The 20,085-nt window shown below is 37.6% G+C and carries 18 protein-coding genes; 4 read left to right on the forward strand and 14 right to left on the reverse strand.

The features are described from left to right. Positions 1–43: 43 nt before the first annotated feature. The 12 genes from FEE95_RS06970 to FEE95_RS07025 all read right to left on the reverse strand — a co-directional run bounded on the left by FEE95_RS06970 (position 44) and on the right by FEE95_RS07025 (position 13,739). On the reverse strand, positions 44–1,909 hold the full coding sequence (locus tag FEE95_RS06970; RefSeq protein WP_138657155.1) for a SulP family inorganic anion transporter: 1,866 nt from the start codon (positions 1,907–1,909) through the stop codon (positions 44–46). 105 nt (positions 1,910–2,014) lie between these two features. Next, a complete protein-coding gene (locus FEE95_RS06975; protein WP_138657156.1) occupies positions 2,015–2,641 on the reverse strand; it encodes a carbonic anhydrase family protein in 627 nt (208 codons plus the stop codon). Between the two features lie 44 nt (positions 2,642–2,685). Next, positions 2,686–4,260: a SulP family inorganic anion transporter gene (locus FEE95_RS06980; protein WP_138657157.1), complete on the reverse strand. Its 1,575-nt coding sequence runs from the start codon at positions 4,258–4,260 to the stop codon at positions 2,686–2,688. A gap of 68 nt (positions 4,261–4,328) precedes the next feature. Next, positions 4,329–4,625 carry a hypothetical protein gene (locus FEE95_RS06985; protein ID WP_138657158.1) on the reverse strand — a complete coding sequence of 99 codons (297 nt, stop codon included), beginning with the start codon at positions 4,623–4,625 and terminating at the stop codon, positions 4,329–4,331. A 61-nt stretch (positions 4,626–4,686) separates the two neighbouring features. Next, positions 4,687–5,445, reverse strand: a complete 759-nt coding sequence (locus FEE95_RS06990; RefSeq protein ID WP_138657159.1) for a tetratricopeptide repeat protein — start codon at positions 5,443–5,445, stop codon at positions 4,687–4,689. Positions 5,446–5,447: 2 nt separating this feature from the next. Then, on the reverse strand, positions 5,448–7,220 hold the full coding sequence (locus tag FEE95_RS06995; RefSeq protein ID WP_138657577.1) for a BatD family protein: 1,773 nt from the start codon (positions 7,218–7,220) through the stop codon (positions 5,448–5,450). Positions 7,221–7,228: 8 nt separating this feature from the next. Next, positions 7,229–8,074, reverse strand: coding sequence for a tetratricopeptide repeat protein (locus FEE95_RS07000; protein ID WP_138657160.1), 846 nt, complete (start codon positions 8,072–8,074; stop codon positions 7,229–7,231). A gap of 5 nt (positions 8,075–8,079) precedes the next feature. Continuing rightward, complete coding sequence (locus tag FEE95_RS07005; RefSeq protein WP_138657161.1) at positions 8,080–9,123, reverse strand: VWA domain-containing protein; 1,044 nt, start codon at positions 9,121–9,123, stop codon at positions 8,080–8,082. Between the two features lie 3 nt (positions 9,124–9,126). After that, positions 9,127–10,125 carry a vWA domain-containing protein gene (locus tag FEE95_RS07010; protein WP_138657162.1) on the reverse strand — a complete coding sequence of 333 codons (999 nt, stop codon included), beginning with the start codon at positions 10,123–10,125 and terminating at the stop codon, positions 9,127–9,129. Beyond that, entirely contained in the window at positions 10,125–11,792 is a 1,668-nt protein-coding gene (locus FEE95_RS07015) for a hypothetical protein (protein WP_238474510.1), read from the reverse strand. The genes FEE95_RS07010 and FEE95_RS07015 overlap by 1 nt, the downstream gene beginning before the upstream one ends. Then, complete coding sequence (locus FEE95_RS07020) at positions 11,792–12,658, reverse strand: DUF58 domain-containing protein (protein ID WP_138657163.1); 867 nt, start codon at positions 12,656–12,658, stop codon at positions 11,792–11,794. The genes FEE95_RS07015 and FEE95_RS07020 overlap by 1 nt, the downstream gene beginning before the upstream one ends. A gap of 79 nt (positions 12,659–12,737) precedes the next feature. Further along, complete coding sequence (locus tag FEE95_RS07025) at positions 12,738–13,739, reverse strand: AAA family ATPase (RefSeq protein ID WP_138657164.1); 1,002 nt, start codon at positions 13,737–13,739, stop codon at positions 12,738–12,740. Between the two features lie 310 nt (positions 13,740–14,049). Between FEE95_RS07025 and FEE95_RS07030 the strand changes: the two genes are divergently transcribed. The 3 genes from FEE95_RS07030 (at position 14,050) to FEE95_RS07040 (ending at position 16,925) form a co-directional block, all read left to right on the forward strand. Beyond that, positions 14,050–14,925 (forward strand): aldo/keto reductase, encoded by an 876-nt coding sequence (locus FEE95_RS07030; protein ID WP_138657165.1) that lies wholly within the window; start codon positions 14,050–14,052, stop codon positions 14,923–14,925. 16 nt (positions 14,926–14,941) lie between these two features. Then, positions 14,942–15,694 carry an SDR family NAD(P)-dependent oxidoreductase gene (locus tag FEE95_RS07035; RefSeq protein WP_138657166.1) on the forward strand — a complete coding sequence of 251 codons (753 nt, stop codon included), beginning with the start codon at positions 14,942–14,944 and terminating at the stop codon, positions 15,692–15,694. Positions 15,695–15,788: 94 nt separating this feature from the next. Next, positions 15,789–16,925, forward strand: coding sequence for an ATP-binding protein (locus tag FEE95_RS07040; RefSeq protein ID WP_138657167.1), 1,137 nt, complete (start codon positions 15,789–15,791; stop codon positions 16,923–16,925). On the opposite strand, the gene FEE95_RS07045 is transcribed toward FEE95_RS07040, so the two are convergent. Together FEE95_RS07045 and FEE95_RS07050 are read right to left on the reverse strand one after the other, a co-directional pair. Next, positions 16,922–17,884 carry a carbohydrate kinase family protein gene (locus tag FEE95_RS07045; RefSeq protein WP_138657168.1) on the reverse strand — a complete coding sequence of 321 codons (963 nt, stop codon included), beginning with the start codon at positions 17,882–17,884 and terminating at the stop codon, positions 16,922–16,924. The genes FEE95_RS07040 and FEE95_RS07045 overlap by 4 nt on opposite strands. A gap of 80 nt (positions 17,885–17,964) precedes the next feature. Continuing rightward, positions 17,965–18,321, reverse strand: a complete 357-nt coding sequence (locus FEE95_RS07050) for an HlyD family efflux transporter periplasmic adaptor subunit (protein ID WP_317129243.1) — start codon at positions 18,319–18,321, stop codon at positions 17,965–17,967. 611 nt (positions 18,322–18,932) lie between these two features. Here FEE95_RS07050 and FEE95_RS07055 point away from each other — a divergent pair. Then, the gene (locus FEE95_RS07055) at positions 18,933–20,066 is read left to right on the forward strand and encodes an SPFH domain-containing protein (protein WP_138657170.1); all 1,134 of its coding nucleotides are present in this window, start codon (positions 18,933–18,935) and stop codon (positions 20,064–20,066) included. Positions 20,067–20,085: the final 19 nt, after the last annotated feature.

Consider the following 20,085-nt stretch of genomic DNA (forward strand, 5'->3'; position numbering starts at 1 on the left):
CATTTATCTATTTACAAATGCCGTTGCATGAGAAAAATTAGTCTTAAACCTTATCCTTCACATTTTGCATAATCCATTTTAGACACTCGTCAAATGTATTGAAAATATGTTCTTCAGGAATTAAGTCAGGGATGATATCAATGCGTTCCATCATATATCGAGGCTGTTTTTGAAGATCAACGAATAAAACGGATATGTTATTTTTAATTAACTCATAGAGTACTTCTTCCATGGCATATAATCCTGATTGATCCATGTAAGGAGTACGTCCTAAGCGAATAATAACGGCATCGGCATCATTAGGTATTTGGTCTGCCAAAGCCTGGAATTCTGTGGTGGAACCAAAGAATAAAGGGCCTTTGAGGTGTTTGATAAAAACTTGATCGCGAAGATTTTCGGGAAAACCCATCTCGTCGTCCCATGCTTCCTCTTCCGCTAGCGTTTTGACATCAGAACGTCTTGCGGTAAGATCCCCCATTTTTTTCATAAACATCAATGAGGCAATGACAAGGCCTACACCAACCGCATAAACCAAATCCCACACGGATGACAATACAAGAACAACCAACATTATGATTACTTCCGAGCTTAGCGGAATAGGCCCTAATTTAATATCCTTAGGCATATTTGGTATCGCTTTTAGTCCTTTGTAATCCATAACTCCAATACCTACAGTAATTAGAATACCTGCCAAGACTGCGGCTGGAATTTGTGAAGCAACAGGGGCAAGGGAAAGCATCACAATAAGCAAAATGATACTTGCAATCATACCCGATAACTTTGTTTTACCACCTGCATTGATATTTACAACAGTTCGTATGGTTGCTCCTGCTCCAGGAATACCTCCGAATACCGCTGCAATACTATTTCCAATACCTTGTCCTATCAATTCTCTGTTTGGTTTGTGTTTTGTCTTTGTCATGTTATCAGCGATGACCGATGTAAGCAAAGAATCAATGGATCCTAAGAGGGCCAAAGCTAATGCTGCTACCAAATAAGGCGAAATAGAATTTAAATCGAATTGCGTAAAAATTTCAAAGTTGGGTAATGGAAAACCGGAAGGTATTTCTTCTATAGGTATATAATTTAAATTAAAAGCATAGGCTACCCCTGATACTACTAACAAACCGACTAATGTGCTCGGTATTATGGTAGTAATTCTTTTAAATCCGTAAATAATGATGATTGTTGAGAGCGCCAGAAGTAGTTCCAGCCATTTGATATTTTTTAGTGCTCTAGGTAATATTTTTAGAGTGCCAATGACACCTGATGCCTCTTTTTTTGCCAAGGTTCTTGCCTCCTTAGCTGTACTTTCTTCATTAATCTCATTTACTCGATCAACTGTTCCAACAAAGTCTTGAACATTCAAAACATCTTCGCCTACTTCCTCTTTCAAGATATTCTTCAGAATGACTTCCTGAGCTTCCGGAACAAATTGATTTACAAATTGAGTATCTTCTTTCGGATAATACCCAATCGCAGGAAGTATTTGTGTTATTAAAATAATAATTCCAATCGCAGTCATAAATCCTGAAACTACAGGATAGGGAATGTATTTAATATACATACCAATACCCGTAAGGCCAAGTACAATTTGAATTAAGCCGGCTAAAAGAAAAACGACTAGAATTGTAGGCAGTGCTTGGGAGACACTACCATCATTCGCAGCAATAATTCCTGCAATGACTACCATACTTACTGCGGTCATAGGTGCCGTTGGCCCAGAAATTTGAGTTGGAGTTCCTCCAAAAAGAGCAGCAAAAAAACTTATAAAAATAGCTCCATATAACCCTGCGCTAGGTCCTAGTCCTGAACTTACCCCAAAAGCAAGGGCTAAGGGCAATGCGACAATACCAGCTGTAATTCCTCCAAAGAGGTCACCTCGAAGATTGGAGAAGAGATTTTTCATAGGTATGATTTAAGTAAATTTTGAACGATTGAAAGATAGTATATTTTGACAAAAGAAAAAGCCAATGCAACTGCATTGGCTTTTATATTCTATAGTCCTAATAGCCTAAATAAAAGCCACTTTTCCATTACTGATATCATAAATGGCACCAACTATTTTTATTTCACCGTTGTCTTCCATTTCTTTTAAAACAGGACTCAAACTGCGTGTATCTTCGATAGTTAGCAGTACATTATTACGTACTACATCATTTACAAAATCACCATTTTTGGAATTTCTCTGACCGGCATCAGTTGGTTCTGTAGTTGCTCTTACTGCAGGCTTTATTTTATGTAACAAAGTAGTTAAATTCCCCATTTTAGCGTCGTCACAAGCACCTTTGACAGCGCCACATGCGGTATGGCCAAGTATTACAAATACTTTGGTGCCAGCTAACTTACAAGCAAATTCAACACTTCCAAGAAGGTCTTCGTTAACAATATTGCCAGCTACTCTTGCACTAAAAATATCCCCGACACCTTGGTCAAAAATTAATTCGGCAGATACTCTTGAGTCAATGCAACTAAGTACTGTCGCAAAGGGATATTGACCAGTGGCCGTGTCGTTTACTTGATCTAATAAATTACGGTTTGCCATCTTACTGGCAACAAACCTTTCATTTCCCTCTTTTAGGAGTTGAATTGCTATATCAGGGGTAATTGCCGCCTGCGTTTCTTGTGTATGTGCTTTCATTTTGTATTTTTTTTAAGTAAAAACGTTTATTGTTTGAATATGAACTAGTTCAGTTTTGGACGGAGTTTGAAAAACTCAATATAACTTGGTGGGTTTTCGACAATTCCTCTTTCAGAAACTAATTTAATATGAATATTTCGTTGTTTTGCCTTGAACGCAAAATCTTCTAGAATTTCAATGATATCTTGATCTAAATAACGTGTTTTACGAACGTCCAGCTCTAAAAAAGAATTTTCTGGAAGTGAATCAAGCTCCTTTAGAATAGCCCCCTTGTTAAAGAATGTAACTTCTTCAGCAAGTGTCATTTTTACTTTTCCGTCCGTTGGGTCATCATTTTCTGTATGTAGGAAATGCGAGTTTTTAAAACTTTTATATAGCACGACGATGATTCCTACAATCAAACCTAAGGCTAGTCCTTTTAGGAGGTCCATGAATACAATTCCCATGACTGTTACCATAAACGGTACAAACTGCGTCCAACCACCATCATACATTGCTTTAAAAGTTGATGGTTTAGCCAATTTATATCCTACAATAAAGAGTACCGCAGCAAGTACAGAGAGCGGAATCATTTGTAACAAAAATGGTATTGCAGCTACAGAAGCTATTAATAAAAAGCCGTGAACTATGGCTGATGTTTTGGTCTTACCTCCTGATTGAATATTTGCAGACGAACGTACAATTACCTGAGTAATAGGTAAACCACCGATGAAACCAGAGACAATGTTTCCAGCTCCCTGCGCCAATAATTCCCGATTGGTAGGGGTAACCCGTTTTTCGGGGTCGAGTTTATCTGTAGCCTCAACACATAAGAGTGTTTCAAGACTGGCCACCAATGCGATTGTAAAGGCTGTGATTAGAACGGGTGTAGTGAATGCTTGACTCCAATCTGGTGTAACAAATTGAGTTAGTAAGCCCGCCGTGTTTCTATCTTCGCTTAAAGAAACCAGATGCTGTTCTGTAATTCCAAAATCTGTTCCTTGGGTAACAACGTAGTAAATGATACCAACTACAACGGCCACTAAAGGACCTTGAACAAGCTCAAAAAACCTCCCTTTTTTGGAAAGTACATTACTCCAGAGAATTAATATCGCCAAGGAAATTAAGCCTATAATAGTTGGACCTAAACTTGGGTCTCCTATTGCGTTTACGATTTCTGTAAATGTATTTTCACCATCAATTTGAAAGAAGGCAAAATCTCCTTCAGGATCATCATCATCCCCTAAAAAGTGAGGTATCTGTTTTAGAATGATTATTATTCCAATTCCAGTTAGCATACCACGTATAACAGAACTTGGAAAAAAATATCCGATAATACCCAATTTGGCTACGCCAAAAATGATTTGAATCACCCCTCCAATAACAACGGCAGAGAGAAATACTTGAAAGCCTAGTTGATCGATTGCGACCAAAACAATTGCTGCAAGACCAGCAGCAGGACCACTAACCCCTATATTGGAGCCACTTATTGCCCCAACAACAATACCACCTACAATACCTGCTATTAGACCTGAAAATAGTGGCGCGCCACTTGCCAAGGCTATTCCCAAACAAAGGGGAAGCGCTACGAAAAATACAACGATACTTGCAGGCAAGTCCTTTTTTAAATGCTTAAACATAATTTAAAGAATAATAGGGCATTTTGCCCTGATGAGATTGATTAATTATTTGAAAAACGGTCGGAATTTTAAATAAAACAGTGTTCCGGAGGGGGCAGTAGAATAGGCAATGAAGCCATATAGTCTTGTTCAAAATAAAAACTTGAAATAACAATTTTCTCGCTTCGAAATTGTGCAATTGTATTTAGGTTAAACTCTAAAAAATATTCTTTTTCTTGTGCCTCTTTTTTTTCTTCTTTATTTTCCTCCTCATTGAAGTCAACGACTATTCCCTTTTCATCAAGATTTGTTAAAGTCATAACCGACGGGGCAATAATGGCCGTTGTTACCAACAATGCAAGAAGAATGAGGCAAGATGACTTCATAGGATATTCGAATAGAGCGCTAAGATAACAGTAATACTATTAATTTTTTGTTAAATAAATTTTAAAAATCTTTCAACAGTTTAATACTTTCAGAACTCAGCCATCCGGTTTGGCCGTCCGCAATTCGAATCTTTTTATAGCCGTCCAATTCTTCGAGTACATTCAGTTTTGTGCCTTCATGTAATGTAAATACAACTTGACTTCTTTTATTTGGTTCTGAGGTAACTTTTGCCTCGCTGTCAAAAACAATAGCAGGCTGGTCTGTCTGAAAGTCGGCATATTGAAGAAAAGCTAAAACAACGGAAACTACTGCTAGGAGTAATGAAACGATACTGGTGATAAAGGCAATTCGCTTTTGTGTGGCATATTTTAGGTAATAGAATCCAATATATAGAAGGACAAACAAAATCATAAAAACTATTGCCACATAACCCCATTGGTCAAATGATAAGAAACCAGTAATTTCTTGGTAAATTTTTGAAAGTCCTGTCTCGGGCATTAGCTCTATGGCATCAAGTGTCATATTTTGGGCATAGGCCAGATTGTTTTTTATCTCTGGGTCATTTGGTTTTAACAAGAGGGCCTTTTCGAAATAGTATATACTTGGGGCAACTTGGTTTAATTTGTAATAAGAATTGCCCAAATTAAAATACAGTTCAGGTGAATGTTGACCTGCCTTAACAATTTCTAAGTAATTTTCTATTGCTTTGTTATAATTACCCGCATTATAAGCATCCGTAGCGTCCTTAAACAAGGCATCGTTCTGTGATTGCACAGTAAAGGAGAGTAAGATGAATAGAAAAGTAAGTACGCTTTTCATAGTTACAACTGTTTATCTAAATATGAAATCACTTCACTGGCCTTTTCATAATCTTGCTTCATTTGAACCTCTGAAAATGGACTATAACGTGCCATTTCGCAATTTTTAAGCAGAGCGATAAAACCATTCCTTGTGGTATCATCTACCTGCTTTTCAGTGAGCAGAGTCATAATTTTATCTTTACTGAATTCTGAAGTTTCTATTTTTAGTTTTGCTTTCAGATAGTTATGCAGCCCTTTTTCTAAAGCAATATAAAACGCTTCCTTATTACCTAGGGATTTTTTAGCAGCGGAGAGATATTTGCGTGCCAATTTGTTCGCTCTTCTAATTTTGTTTCCAGCAACATCGCTAGCAATAGCATCACGTTTCTTCCCGAAGATAATGGCTAAAGGAATTAATAGTAATGGCAACAATAACCATAGATAAAAACTAGTCGAACCTAAAAAATAATCAGACCCGATTGCCGTTAAATTTGGTTTCAATTTGATGAAATTGAACTTATCGCTTGTAGCAATTACGGCTTGTTTACTTCCAGTTTGGGAAGCAGTATTTCCACTGGCACTAGTTGGCCCTTCTACAACGTTGATAAGGATTTCGTCAGAAGAAAGTGTTTTGTATTGTTCTGTCTTAGGGTCGAAATAACTAAAGGAAATAGGTTGAATAGGATATTTTCCGCGGAATGAAGGTATGATGGTGTAGCTGTTGGTCACTTTTCCTTGCATTCCAGATAGTGTAGTCCTGACTTTTTCATCAAACTCGGGCTCATAGACTTCCAATGAACTAGGAAGATTTGGTTCTGGCAACTGAAAAAGTTTCAGATTACCTTTGCCATTCACCTCAACCTTTGCTTGCAACGACTCAGAAGCATTTAAACTTGTCTTACTAGCTGTAACAGAAAAATCGAAATCACCAACAGCGCCACTAAAATCTGCTGGTTTTCCTTGGGTTGGCAATGCTTTAACGTTAATCGTTCGTTTTCCGGCAGAAACGGTTTTATTGGTTTGGGAATAAATCCTTCCTCCGAAAAAATCCCTTTTATTGGTAGGTACATCAACAGTTACATCCAAAGAAAGTGGTTCTATTTCAAGTTTTCCAGATTTCTGTGGGTATAGAACAACACGTTTTAGAATAACATAACGATATTGTTTTCCCTTGTAGGTTCCGTTTTTTGCATTTCGTACAGATACAGGAATATCTTGACTCCAAAAATTATTATACTTTGGATTATCCAAAGGACGATAATTTGAAACGCTTATTGATGGGCTCACATATAATTTATAGACAACGCTTACCGCTTCATTCATATAAGGGTTTGACTTAGAAACTTCGGCCACAAGATGCAAACTCTCATCTGCGAAATCTTCTATAGTTTTTTGAGCATTGGGTTTATCTACGGCGGCCGTAACTTCAATTTGTTTCGCAAGTGACTTATAGACTTTGCCCCCTATCGTAATAGATGCTTGCCTAATATTGATTTTGCCCCGCTTGGTAGGAGCCAAAGTATATGAATAGGTCTTGGAATAACTTCGCACCCCATTAACCCACGAGGAGCTAATCGATTGAGATGGCCCCATGAGAACTCGAAAACCGGCAAAGTCTGGGGGATTAAAATCATCACCATCCTTGTTCATGACAAAATCAACTCTAAGACGTTCGTTGATACCCAATTTGTCTTTGCTTACCAACATTTCAAATGTAACCGCTTCTGAATCTTGCGCTATTGACAAAAACGCTAGAAACAGCAACGGAAATAGAAGTATGTATTTCTTAGGCATAATAGGTACTACCAATCTTTTTCATTTTTTACTTTAACGCCTTTTACTTTCTTGGCATCAATCTTCTGTTGTACTTTTTTCTCTTCGTTCTGCATGGCCTCTAGCAGATTCTGAATTTGCTGTTTTGATAATTGATTGGGTCGAGGCTGCTTTTGCTCTCCTTTTTTATCATCTTCTGGCTTTTTCTCCTCTTTTTCTTTTTGGTCACCATCCCCTTCTTTATTATCTTCTTTTTCCTCGTCGCCCTTATCTCCTTTGTCTTTTTCGTCTTCGTCTTTATTGTCCTTTTTCTCGCCGTCGTCGCCCTCGTTCTTGTCTTTGTTTTCGTCTTCTTTCTTGTCCTTATCCTTGTTTTCCTTGTCGTCTTTATTATCGTCGTTCTTTTGCTCGTCCTGCTGCTTTTTAAGCATCTCCTTGGCTAAAGCCAAGTTGTAGCGCGTTTCCTCATCAGTTGGATTATTTCGAAGCGCTTCTTTATAGGCCTCAACCGCCTTTTCATACTCTTTGCGTTTCATGAAAACATTGCCCATATTATGATAGGCTTTGTGTTTGCTATTTTTGTCTGTTGCTGTTTCGCCTGCTTCCTTAAATCGCCCAAAGGCCTCACTATAGGTTTCTTTGTTGTAATATGCGTTTCCTAAATTGAAGGGGGCGGCAACATTCTCATCACTTTTTGCAATCGCTTTTCTATAGTCGACTTCCGCATCTACAAATTTAGATTCAGATAGGGATTTATTGGCATCCCAAGTGAGATTGGTGGAGGCTTCTAAGGCTTTTGCTTTTTCTTTCTCCTCATCTTGAGCATGAGAGAGACATCCAATTAGTAGAACAAAAAACAGGATATACTTTTTCATAGCACCTAGTTTCTTTTTTCGTTAAACAAATTCAACTTACGCAACCACTGCGTTTTTCGATCTAAAACAAAAACATCTAAAAATAACAATAATAGACCTGCGCCCAAAAACCACTGAAACTGGTCTTTATACTCGGCGAATTGTTTGGCTTCAAATTCCTTTTTATCCATCTGGTTTAATTGTTCTTTGATGAATTCCACTGCTTCTTCTGTGTTTGTACCATCTATGTATTCCCCGTCTCCGTCATCTGCAATATCCTCAAGAACTTCTGAGTTCAATTTGGTAATGACAACTTCTCCCTGGGCATCTTTTTTCAGACTCTCAACAACACCTTTTCTTTTTATTGGTATGGGAGCGCCTTTCTCTTTCCCCACACCAATAGTGAAGATTCGAATTCCAGCTTCCCTGGCATTTTCGACAGATTTCACTGCATTTCCTTCAGAATGATCTTCTCCATCGGAAATAATGAACAGTACCCGATTTGTTTGGTCCTCATCATCATAATAGGTAGTTGCTAATTCAATGGCCTGGTCGATTGCCGTGCCTTGAGAAGTTAGCATATCAGTATTCATACTCTGCAAGAACATCTTTGCCGCACCATAATCCGTAGTGATAGGCAGCTGGGGGAATGCCTGCCCCGCATAGGCGATGATTCCTATTCTATCACTAGCCAACTGATTAATTATTTCAGAAACCAAACGTTTTGATTTTTCCAACCGGTTGGGGGCGATATCCTCGGCCAGCATACTTTTAGAAACATCAACGGCGAACACGATGTCAACACCTTCTCTCTTTACCGTCTCTAATTTTGTGCCAATCTTTGGGTTGACCAAGCCTAAGGTTAGAAAGGACAAGCCGAGTAGCAATAGAATTAATTTCAAACTTGATTTGAAATCCGATTTATCGGGAGTCAAATGTTTTAGTAAGGAAAGATTTGAAAACTTCTTCTGTGTCTTTTTTTTCCAGATTTGAAGCAGCACGAAAAGGACAATCAATACAGGAATGATGCCTAGCAAATAGAAATATATTTTTTCGTCGAACTGAATCATAATCTATATAAAACTTCGAAATAAGGTATTTCTCAAAATCCATTCTAAGAGTAGTAGCACTCCCGCCAAAAGTATCCAAGGTCGAAACTTTTCCTCGTATCGGGTGTATTTGAACTCCTCTATTTCTGTTTTTTCTAACTTATTGATTTCGTCGTAAATTTCTTCAAGCTTTTCATTATTGGTGGCCCTAAAATATTTTCCTCCCGTAACCTTCGCAATATCTTTCAATAACTCTTCATCGATTTCTACCTGTCTCATACCATATCTAAAGGACCCATCAGCGTTGTAGGCTACTGGCGATAAGGCATTTCCATTTGTGCCAAGACCAATGGTATAGGTCTTAATATCATATTCAATAGCAAGGTCTGCGGCTGTTTGGGGTTCAATAAAGCCAGAATTGTTGACTCCGTCCGTTAATAAAATGATAATCTTACTAATTGCCTTGCTTTCTTTGAGTCGATTTACCGAAGTAGCCAAACCCATTCCGATGGCTGTACCATCATTTAATTGTCCATAAGTAATCTCCCTTAAAGAACTTAAAACAATGGATTTATCACTAGTAATCGGAGTTTTCGTATACCCTTCACCCGCATAGGCTACCAAACCGATTCTATCATTCGGGCGTTTTCTAATAAAGTCTGCAGCCACCTTTTTCAATGCTGCTAACCGATTAGGTTTTAAATCGCGGGCCAGCATACTTGAGGAAACATCAATAGCCATTACAATATCGATTCCCTTAGTTGTCTTGGTTCTTGTTGAAACATCTTTGGTTTGTGGTCTGGCGATAGCGACAATGATTGCTGCTAATGCCAAAAGACGCAATAGAAATAAAAGGGGTTTTAACTTTGGAAGAAATCCTTGGGTTGAAAATCCTTTTATACTCGATATTTTAAGTGATGGTGTTTGCTCTTTGCGTTTAAAGAAGTACCATAGCGCAGCCAATGGAAGCAATAGAAGCAACCAAAAGAAATCTGGATTTGCAAATTGTACGTCTTTAAACATTATGATTCTAATTTAACTTCGAGGGTTGCTAAAATTCTATCTACTATTTTCTGAGCATAGGAGTCATCATCTAACCAAGTAAGAATTACTTGTTGTTGAAAGCCTTTTCCACCAAACATGATTAAAGTATATTTTCCCCGAATCAATTCATCAGACTCTGGCACTGCAAATTTTCCACTTCCAAAAACCTTTACCCCTGTAACACCCGAAACCGTTTTAAAATCTTCTTGCTTAGTAATAATATTTTTAGCCCCTTTCTGCTCAAACTCTTTGATAATCGTTTCGATTGATTGTTCAAACTCAGGTTCTTGCTCTGGATTAACAAGAGACATCGAAGAAGTCGCCATGGTAAATAGACCAACGGAGCTCCTATATCCGAACATTTGTAGTTCTTTGATTGTTGCCTTAGCATCTGGGGGAAGCTTGACTTCTTCACGAATCAAAACCTTAGGGGTTTCTACAATGACCGGAGGAAACCCATATGAACTTCTTACCCATTCGCCTTCTAACAATTCTTTTGTGGGATGCCCTAAAATCGTGTCTTTTGTATATTGAAAACCGAAATACGCAGAAGCCGCAATTGCTGAAATCAAAATTAAACCGGCTAGGCTTATACTAGCAATAAGGATTCTTTTTTTCTGTTTTTTACGCTCTAATTCTTCTATGTATTCTGCTTGCTGCATTAATTCTTCCTCCGTAGGTTCTGGAAGTGCTTCATGCGTCTTTTCAACAATTTGTTCTATGGATTTTCTATCCTGTTCTGCAACTGAGGTCTCTGGTTTTGATTTAGCGAATTTTACTAAATCAGCTGTTTGTAGAATTCTTTTGAATTGGGAAATGGTGTCTTTATCCAATTCCAATTCTCCAGAATCTGTCATTAACTCCAGCTTATCAATCAACTGGTCAGTTGTACTTTCTAAGGCCGTAACATTTACATCTTCTTCTAAGTAGGAGCGAACAATATCTGTCAGTTCAGAATAGTATTTTTTGTATTCGTCTTGAATGAGGTATCTGGAATTTTCCAACTTTTTCAATTCCAACATCGCCCGGTCATAGGGTGGCAGTAATGCTACTTTCTCTTCTTCTGTCAATGGCTTTTTTCGGAATCCAAACCAGTATAGCAATCCACCTAAAATGGCTAGCCCGAGTAAAATCCCAAGTGCTATTTTCCACCAACCTGAATGACTTTTTTCGACGACCATCAAATCTTTGATGTCGTACATCTGTTGGTTGAGCGTATCGACGGGTACAGTAGCCACATCAATTTGAAGGGAATCGGTAAAAAACCCTTGACCATTGATATCAATTCTTTGGGTTGGGAGTTTATACGAACCCGAATCGAATTGGGTAAGTGCGTATGATTTTTCGAGTGTAAAACGGTCTTTTTTTCGAGTAGTGTCCGTTTTAAATGCTTCAACCGTTTCTAAAGGAGAGAAAGTCTGTCCCTCAGGAAAAATTACATTTGCGGTAGAATCGGTATCCACATAAACTGTCCAAATTATCTGTTCACCAATTTTGATAAAAGTGGTATCTACCTCTGAAGTAATTTTAGCAGTTGATTGGGCATATCCGAAGAAGGAATGCCCGAAGAATAGAAATAGAAGGACATACCGCAAACCATTCGCTGGGCATTTCGTACTTCGTATTTCATATTTCAAACTTCCCATTATCCTCTTCGCTTAAAATATCCCAACAACTTCTTCACATAGCTTTCATCAACACGACAATCTAAAACACCAGAGCCAGATTTGGTAAAAGTGTCTTTAAAGTAATCTACTCGCTCACGATGGTATTTGGCATATGCATTTCTCACACTTTTAGATTGGGTGTTTACCAATTGAATCGTTCCGGTTTCGAAATCTTGCATTTGTACCATCCCTAAATTCGGTATGGATTCTTCACGCTCATCGTAAACACGAATACCGGTCACGTCATGCTTGTTTCCAATAATTTTCATAGTGCGCTCGTAATCCTCGGCAATAAAATCAGAAAGCACAAAAACAATGGCTTTCTTCTTCATTACATTGGTCAAATACTTTAGGGCACCAGCTAAATCAGTTTTATTGCTTTTTGGTTTGAATTCCAAAAGCTCACGTATGATACGAAGTACATGGCTTTTCCCTTTTTTAGGTGGAATGAAAAGCTCAACTTCATCGGAAAATAGAATTAGGCCCGCTTTATCATTATTCTGAAGAGCCGAGAAGGCAAGTGTAGCAGATATTTCGGTAATTATTTCTTTTTTGAACTGATTGGAAGTTCCGAAGAGTTCTGAGCCACTGACGTCAACCATTAACATCATAGTCAGTTCACGTTCTTCCTCAAAAACTTTTACATAGGGTTCGTTGTAGCGAGCTGTGACATTCCAATCAATACTGCGTACATCATCTCCGAATTGATATTGACGGACCTCACTAAAAGTCATTCCGCGACCTTTAAAAGTAGAGTGGTACTCCCCACCAAAAATATGGTCGGAAAGACGCCGAGTCTTTATTTCGATTTTACGAACTTTCTTAAGTAATTCTTTGGTATCCATCTATTGAGTAAACAGTATCCAGTTGCAGAAGACAGTCGCAATATTCAAGAAAATTGCTTACTGCCATTGCCAACTGCTTTTAGGGTACTTCGATCTCGTTTACTATCTTATTGATAATTTCTTCTGAAGTGATATTTTCCGCTTCGGCCTCATAGGTAATACCTATTCTATGTCGCAATACGTCGTGTACTACGGCGCGAACATCTTCTGGCACTACATAACCCCGTCTTTTTATAAAGGCATAACATTTGGCGGCAGTACCAAGATTGATACTTCCACGAGGGGATGCTCCAAAACTAATGAGCGGCTTTAAGTGTTCTAGATTATATTTCTCAGGATAACGGGTAGCGAATACAATATCTAAGATATATTTCTCTATTTTTTCATCCATATAAACGTCACGAACCGCCTGTTGCGCACTTAAAATCTGCTTTAAAGTAACTACGGGTTTAACTTCATCATAAGCCCCTTTCAGATTCTGACGCATAATCAACTGCTCTTCATTCATCTTCGGGTAGTCGATTACCGTTTTCAACATAAAACGGTCAACTTGTGCTTCTGGTAAGGGATAAGTTCCTTCCTGTTCTACAGGATTTTGTGTTGCCATTACCAAGAAAGGCTTATCAAGAATAAAGGTTTCATCACCAATCGTGACCTGTTTTTCCTGCATTGCCTCAAGCAAAGCCGATTGCACTTTCGCAGGTGCCCTATTAATCTCATCAGCCAATACAAAGTTGGCAAAAATAGGACCTTTCTTGATAGAGAAGTCATTGACCTTCATATTGTAAATCATAGTACCAACTACATCTGCCGGTAAAAGGTCTGGCGTAAACTGAATGCGACTAAACTCCCCCTTGACTGCTTTTGAAAGTGTATTAATCGCTAAAGTTTTGGCAAGTCCAGGAACTCCCTCCAATAGAATATGGCCTTGGCCAAGAAGTCCGATAAGTAATCGTTCGACCATGTGTTTTTGACCAACAATGACTTTGTTCATCTCCAACATCAGTAAATCGATAAAGGCGCTTTCTTGTGCTATTTTTTCGTTTACCGCGCTAATATCAACAGTAGTATTTTCTTCCATATATTCTTTTAAAATTTCGGTAATGATCGGTTTATCTATAATTGGTGGTGCAAATTGAAAATTTATTCACTGAGTAGCTGTTAATGATTGGTTAAAAAATAGCTTAACCCCTTATTTTTATGAAGTCTTTAAGGTATTTGTAGGATATTAATTTCAAAATATACTTTTGAATCAGCATTTCTTTTTTAACAATTCAAAGAATAGATTTTTCTAAACTGACGATGGCGAAAGATAGGAAAAATTAAGGAAGCCCAAAATCGGTAAATTCCTACCTGAAATTGACATAATTATTTTTTAATTTCACCATCCTATGCAAAATAAAAAACAGTATTCTAAAATTATAGCTGGCACCATGACTTGGGGTAACTGGGGAAAGAATTTTACAACTCAAGAAATGTGTAGCCTAATGTACTATTGTTTGGATGAGGGTATTACTACTTTTGACCACGCAGATATCTATGGCGGGTATTCAACCGAAGCAACTTTTGGAAAAGCTTTTAAGGAAAGCAAAGTAGTGAGAGACGAGGTACAGCTCATCACCAAATGTGGTATTCAAATGGTTGATGATTCAAGGTCTAACAAGGTCAAACACTACAACTTCTCTAAGGAATACATCGTCTGGTCTGCGGAGCAATCCCTGAAAAACCTTAAAACAGATTATCTGGATCTTTTCCTTTTGCATCGCCCTAGTCCTTTGATGCATCCTGAAACTATTGCAGAAGCTATTTCAAAGCTATTACACGATGGAAAGATAAGATCATTCGGAGTATCAAACTTCAATCCCTCTCAAATAGCCTTGTTAGAAACTGCAATTCCGGTGTCAGGAAATCAAGTTGAATTTTCTTTGACAGCTAACGAAGTTATGTATGATGGTTCTTTGGATGACTGTTTGGCAAAGAAGCGAATGGCGATGTCATGGAGTCCGTTAGGTTCATACTTTCGTGAAGACAACGTTCAAGTTAAACGCATTCAAAAAGCAATCGCTCCCATGCTATCAAAGTATAATGCAAATGCAGATCAATTACTTTTAGCATGGATTTTAAAACATCCTTCAGACATATATCCTGTTGTGGGTACCGCATCGAAAGAGCGGTTGAAAGCATCGATGGAAGCAACCCAAATAGATTTAGAATTGGAAGACTGGTTCATACTTTTAGAAGCAAGTAAAGGACATGAAGTCCCCTAAAACAAAAAAATACAAAATGAATAAAACAGCATTAATCACAGGAGCTACTAGCGGCATTGGCAAGGCAACGGCAGAGCTATTTGCCGAAAATGGAATTCGTTTGATTCTTTGCGGGAGACGACAAGAACGATTGGATGAACTGAAATCAACACTTGGAGAGAAGACCAGTGTTCATGCATTAAATTTCGATGTTCGAGATAAGGATGCTGTTTTCAGTGCAATCAATTCTTTACCTACGGATTTTACAACTATTGATATTTTGATAAATAATGCGGGTAACGCTTATGGTCTTGATACTATAGATGAAGGAAGCCTGGAAGATTGGGATGCAATGTTGGACATTAATGTAAAAGGGCTGCTTTATATGTCAAAGTCCATAATTCCTCAAATGGTTGCAAGAAAATCGGGACACATTATCAATATCGGTTCAACTGCGGGAAAGGAAGTATACCCTAGAGGCAATGTATATTGTGCCAGTAAACACGCAGTGGATGCCATAAACCAGGGCATGCGAATTGACTTGAATGCCCACGGAATTCGGGTCGGAGCGGTCAACCCGGGCCTTGTTGAAACGGAGTTTAGTGATGTGCGTTTTAAAGGTGATTTAGTGCGGGCTGAAACAGTTTACAATGGTTTTCAAGCACTAAAAGCAGAGGATATCGCTGACATTATTCACTTTGTAGTTACACGTCCATATCATGTGAATATTGCTGATCTTGTGGTCATGCCAACTGCGCAGGCATCCTCTACAATCATTAATAAAAATTAGAAATAGTCTGCTTAACTTCAAATACAAGTTCGAAAATCAAATACAATTTGTGCCTTGAGTTTGTATTTGAAATTTGAGTTTGTATTTTAAAAGAATGATTAACAAACGCTTACTTGTCAAAAACCTTCTCGCCCATAATGACGAGAATAGTTTTTATGACAAAAAGCGTTTTATTGCTATTGGTCAAAAGGAGGGTAAAGCTAAGTTTTTGAAGCATGTTTGTGCCTTGGCAAACAGCAATCCGAAGAACAATTCATTTATAGTTATTGGTGTTGAGGATGAGGATAATCAGATTGTCGGAGTTGACTTTTTTGATGATAGTAAAATTCAGAATTTAGTCAATGCCTATCTCGATAATCCGCCTTTAATTTCTTATGAAAATATTCCATTTCCGCATCTTGAGGAAGGGAAAGTAGTTGGGTTGGTTACCATAAAATCCAATGGAAAAGTATGTGCCCTTCGCAAGAATATCTGGAAATATTATGGAGGAATGGTTTTTTTTAGAGAAGGTAGTATTAGCATGCCAAAAGCCTATGATATCGAGCTTAAAGACATCAATAGGGATGCTGTCGCAAAAATAGAACAACATGCGCGGAATAATATAGAATTGACTTTAGATGGTGTTATTGATTTTATCAATAACCGCCATAAAGACCTAGAAAGCAACTATAAAGTATTTAAAGAACAGTTTATTGTTTGCTGGGCTGGAATCCAAAAAAAAGTAAAAGGAGACACCTATTTTTCAAGAGTTGATATTGAGTTAATCAATGAACAAGTAAAGTTGTTCTATTCAACTTTGGATGAAGTCACGATATCATATGATGAACATTCTTTTACCACTATTGAATATGTTCAATTGGGTCTAGGAAAGAAACAGCAGTACTTTCCATTAGAAAAGGTCGTCATTACTTTTTCAGATAATGGCACTTATCAGATTCAAACTGATTTGATTTTTAAACCACCTCAATATGATAAGAAAATATTGCATCATATTTTGAACTCTAACAACGCATTATTGCGAAAATTAGAAAAGAAGATAACACTGAATAAGGCTGAACTGTCTGATCTAAGGCATCTTCCTGATACATATTTAATTTGTTTTTTAAACGGATTTGATGAGGCGAAAGACCAAATGGAGAATGCTAGACCATTACTTAAAAGACACGATAAAAAAATCTATCAAACTATGAAAGAGTCTCTTCGTATTTTAAGAAAAGTAAAATATAATTAAAGGTGAGGCTCGGAAGAATCAAAAACAGCATCTCGGGAAGGTAATGATGGAATCGCCCCATAGTTCGTAGTAGTCAAGGCCCCTGCTTTATTGGCATTTTTTACCATTTTTATTAAAAGACTTGTGTTTTCTACTATTTCATTGGGGTTTTGAAGGTTTGCAATTTGCTGTAACAAACAACCTATAAAAGCATCTCCAGCTCCAGTCGTATCAATGGGTTTTACAAGAATACTAGGAACAGTTTCTTTTATTTCAGCAGTACTGACAAAAGTACCGTCACCTCCAAGCGTAATCGTGATAATTTTAGCGCCAATTTCATGGAGAAAATCGCTGGCTTCATAAAGGTCGCTCTTTCCTGAAAGTAGTTGGGCCTCCTCTAAACTGAATTTACATAAATGTGATTTTTCAACAAAAAGCATGCATTTTTTTACAAAGGCTTCTTCTTCATCACGCCATAAATCCCCCCTGAAATTTGGGTCAAAACTTATAAAGGCATCTTGGGTAAGCGCATCAAAAAAGTAACGCCCGTAGGCTTTTTCTAAATCACCGCCTAATAAGGCGGTAGCGGCACCTAGGTGAACGATGCTGTCTTTAAAATCATTTCTTAAAGACGAATCATATGCCAGTTTTTTATCGGCACCTCTACTGAAAACAAAATCGCGTTCGCCGTCTTCAGCTAGCGAGACAAAGGCTAAGGTTGTGAAAGTTTTTGAACGTTGAGCAAATGAAATATCAACGTCATTTTCCTTTAAAACATTAAGAAGAAAATCACCAAAAGGGTCATTGCCCACACAACCAACGAACTTACTCTTACCACCCAATTTGGCAATGGCACAAGCCACATTGGCCGGTGCTCCACCTGCTTTTTTTGTAAACTCATGTGCTTTTGAAAGATTGTTCCCTTGCTTTTCGGCAACAAAGTCAATTAAGAGTTCTCCGATACAATATACATTTCGCATAATCAAGTCAATTGCTTAGGGGAGCAAGATAATGACAAAAACAGTTTATGATACACTGTTGAATGAAATTATAGTTAAGCCTACCTTTTGAAAACCTCCCGAAACTGATAGAGCAGTCGCTCTAAAAGCCTTAAATCTTCTGTGATAATATCTGCTTTCCCCTTCATCTCTTGCTTAAATTCTATTTGTTTTCCGAAAGAAGTGGTTAATTCTGAAGGAATTGAAACATTAACAATATAGATACCTTCTGTACTTGAAATGGACAAAATACTCGTTACCTTTCCTTTGATGACCCCAAATTCGTATTCAGGATAATCATAAAGGGAAACATTCACTTTTTGACCCACTTCGATTTTACCAGAGTTGCTACTTGGTGTTCGAAGCTTAGCTACAAACGAAGAACTGGTATTGGTAAAATAGTAAATACCAAAATCGATGGTGTTTTTTCAGATGAATTCTCTAAAAAAAGCAGATTCCTTACAAGAGTAAAACCAACTTTCAATCTTTAGAATTACGTTTTAGGCCATATACCAAAAATAAATATCAATTAAGTTCCTTTCGGTCAGATTTGATTGGAGAGGTTAAATATGAGGGCAATCATGAACATTTGAGGATAACTCAAGAGTTTTTGATTACAGCATCATATAATGGCAAAAAAACTGAAAAATCAAAAACCATTAAATTAGAAAACTACTTTTATGAGAACTTTCAAGTTAATAAGCCGAATAATAGTAAAATATTGTCATCAAAATAAGAACGCGCTTTCATAGGTGATGAGTAAATTTTAATGAGTCTCTAATGCCCTCCAAGGTGTAACTTATTATTTAAGAGGTAAGCTTTCATAATAAAATTAGCTGCTTAATCATTTAAAAGAAATTCATCTATTTTGGTTATTTTTTCCTTTCTAAATCTTGTTTTGATTTAAATGTCAAGAGGAGTATTTATTACTCCAAAAATCAGTATCAATTTAAGAATTGAATAATTTCATCTTTTTGCACCCCTTCAAAGAAATTCATACCTTTTCAAAAACTAATTAAAACGAAAAGTAATGGGCTTATTTGACGAAATAAAAAAGAAACTCAGTCATGAATTCATTGACATAGTTGAGTGGCTTGACAACACCAATGATACAATCGTTCACCGTTTTGAACGCTATCAAAATGAGATAAAGAACAACGCGAAACTCATTGTTCGTGAAGGGCAAACCGCTGTTTTTATTAATGAAGGGCAGTTGGCAGATGTTTTTACGCCAGGCACCTATGATTTGACTACCCAAAACCTTCCTATTTTAGCTACACTAAAAGGATGGAAATACGGATTCGATAGTCCGTTTAAAGCAGAGGTGTATTTTGTAAACACACGTTTGTTTACCGATGAAAAGTGGGGGACAAAGAACCCATTCATGTTAAGTGATGAACGCTTTGGTTTGGTAGAAATTCGCGCATTCGGAACCTATAGTTTCAGAATTAACGACCCAGGAAAGTTTGTCGTCGATGTGGTTGGAACTGACGGTAATTTCACCAATTATGAAGTTAATGAACACTTGAAAAGTTTAATCGTCACGCGTTTTACCGATACTGTTGGGGAGGCTAATCTTCCGATTGAACTTTACGCGGCAAATACAACAGAACTTTCCGAAACTTGTCAGGAAGTAATGCAGCCCGAATTCGGCAGGGTAGGTATTGAATTGGAAAAATTCTATATAGAGAATGTATCGATGCCCGAAGAACTCAAAAAAGAAATATTTGAATATAGTCGTCTAGACAAATTAGACATGACCAAATTGGCACAATTCAAAGCTGCCAAAGCTATGGAAGCCGCTGCCAAAAACGAGGGTGGCACAGCTGGTGCCGGAATGGGAATGGGAATGGGCTTTGTACTAGCACAGCAAATGGGTGGAATGATGAATCCACAAGCTCAACAACAGGTTTTTGGTGCTCCGCAACAAGTGGCTACTCCTCCACCCATGCCAACTCAGGTAATGTATCATTACGCGAGCAATGGACAACAAATGGGTCCGGTTTCTATCGACAAGTTGAAAGAATTGTTTGCAAGCAGAACAGTCAATAAAGATTCATTGGTTTGGAAACAAGGCATGCAAAACTGGACTGCTTTAAAAGATGTAGAAGAATTAAAATCCTTCTTAGGAGGAAGTACTCCACCACCATTACCTACAGCATAACTATAGGAAATTAAGATAA

The organism is Maribacter algarum (ex Zhang et al. 2020) (genome assembly GCF_005885635.1).
GTDB classification, from domain to species: Bacteria; Bacteroidota; Bacteroidia; order Flavobacteriales; family Flavobacteriaceae; genus Maribacter_C; species Maribacter_C algarum.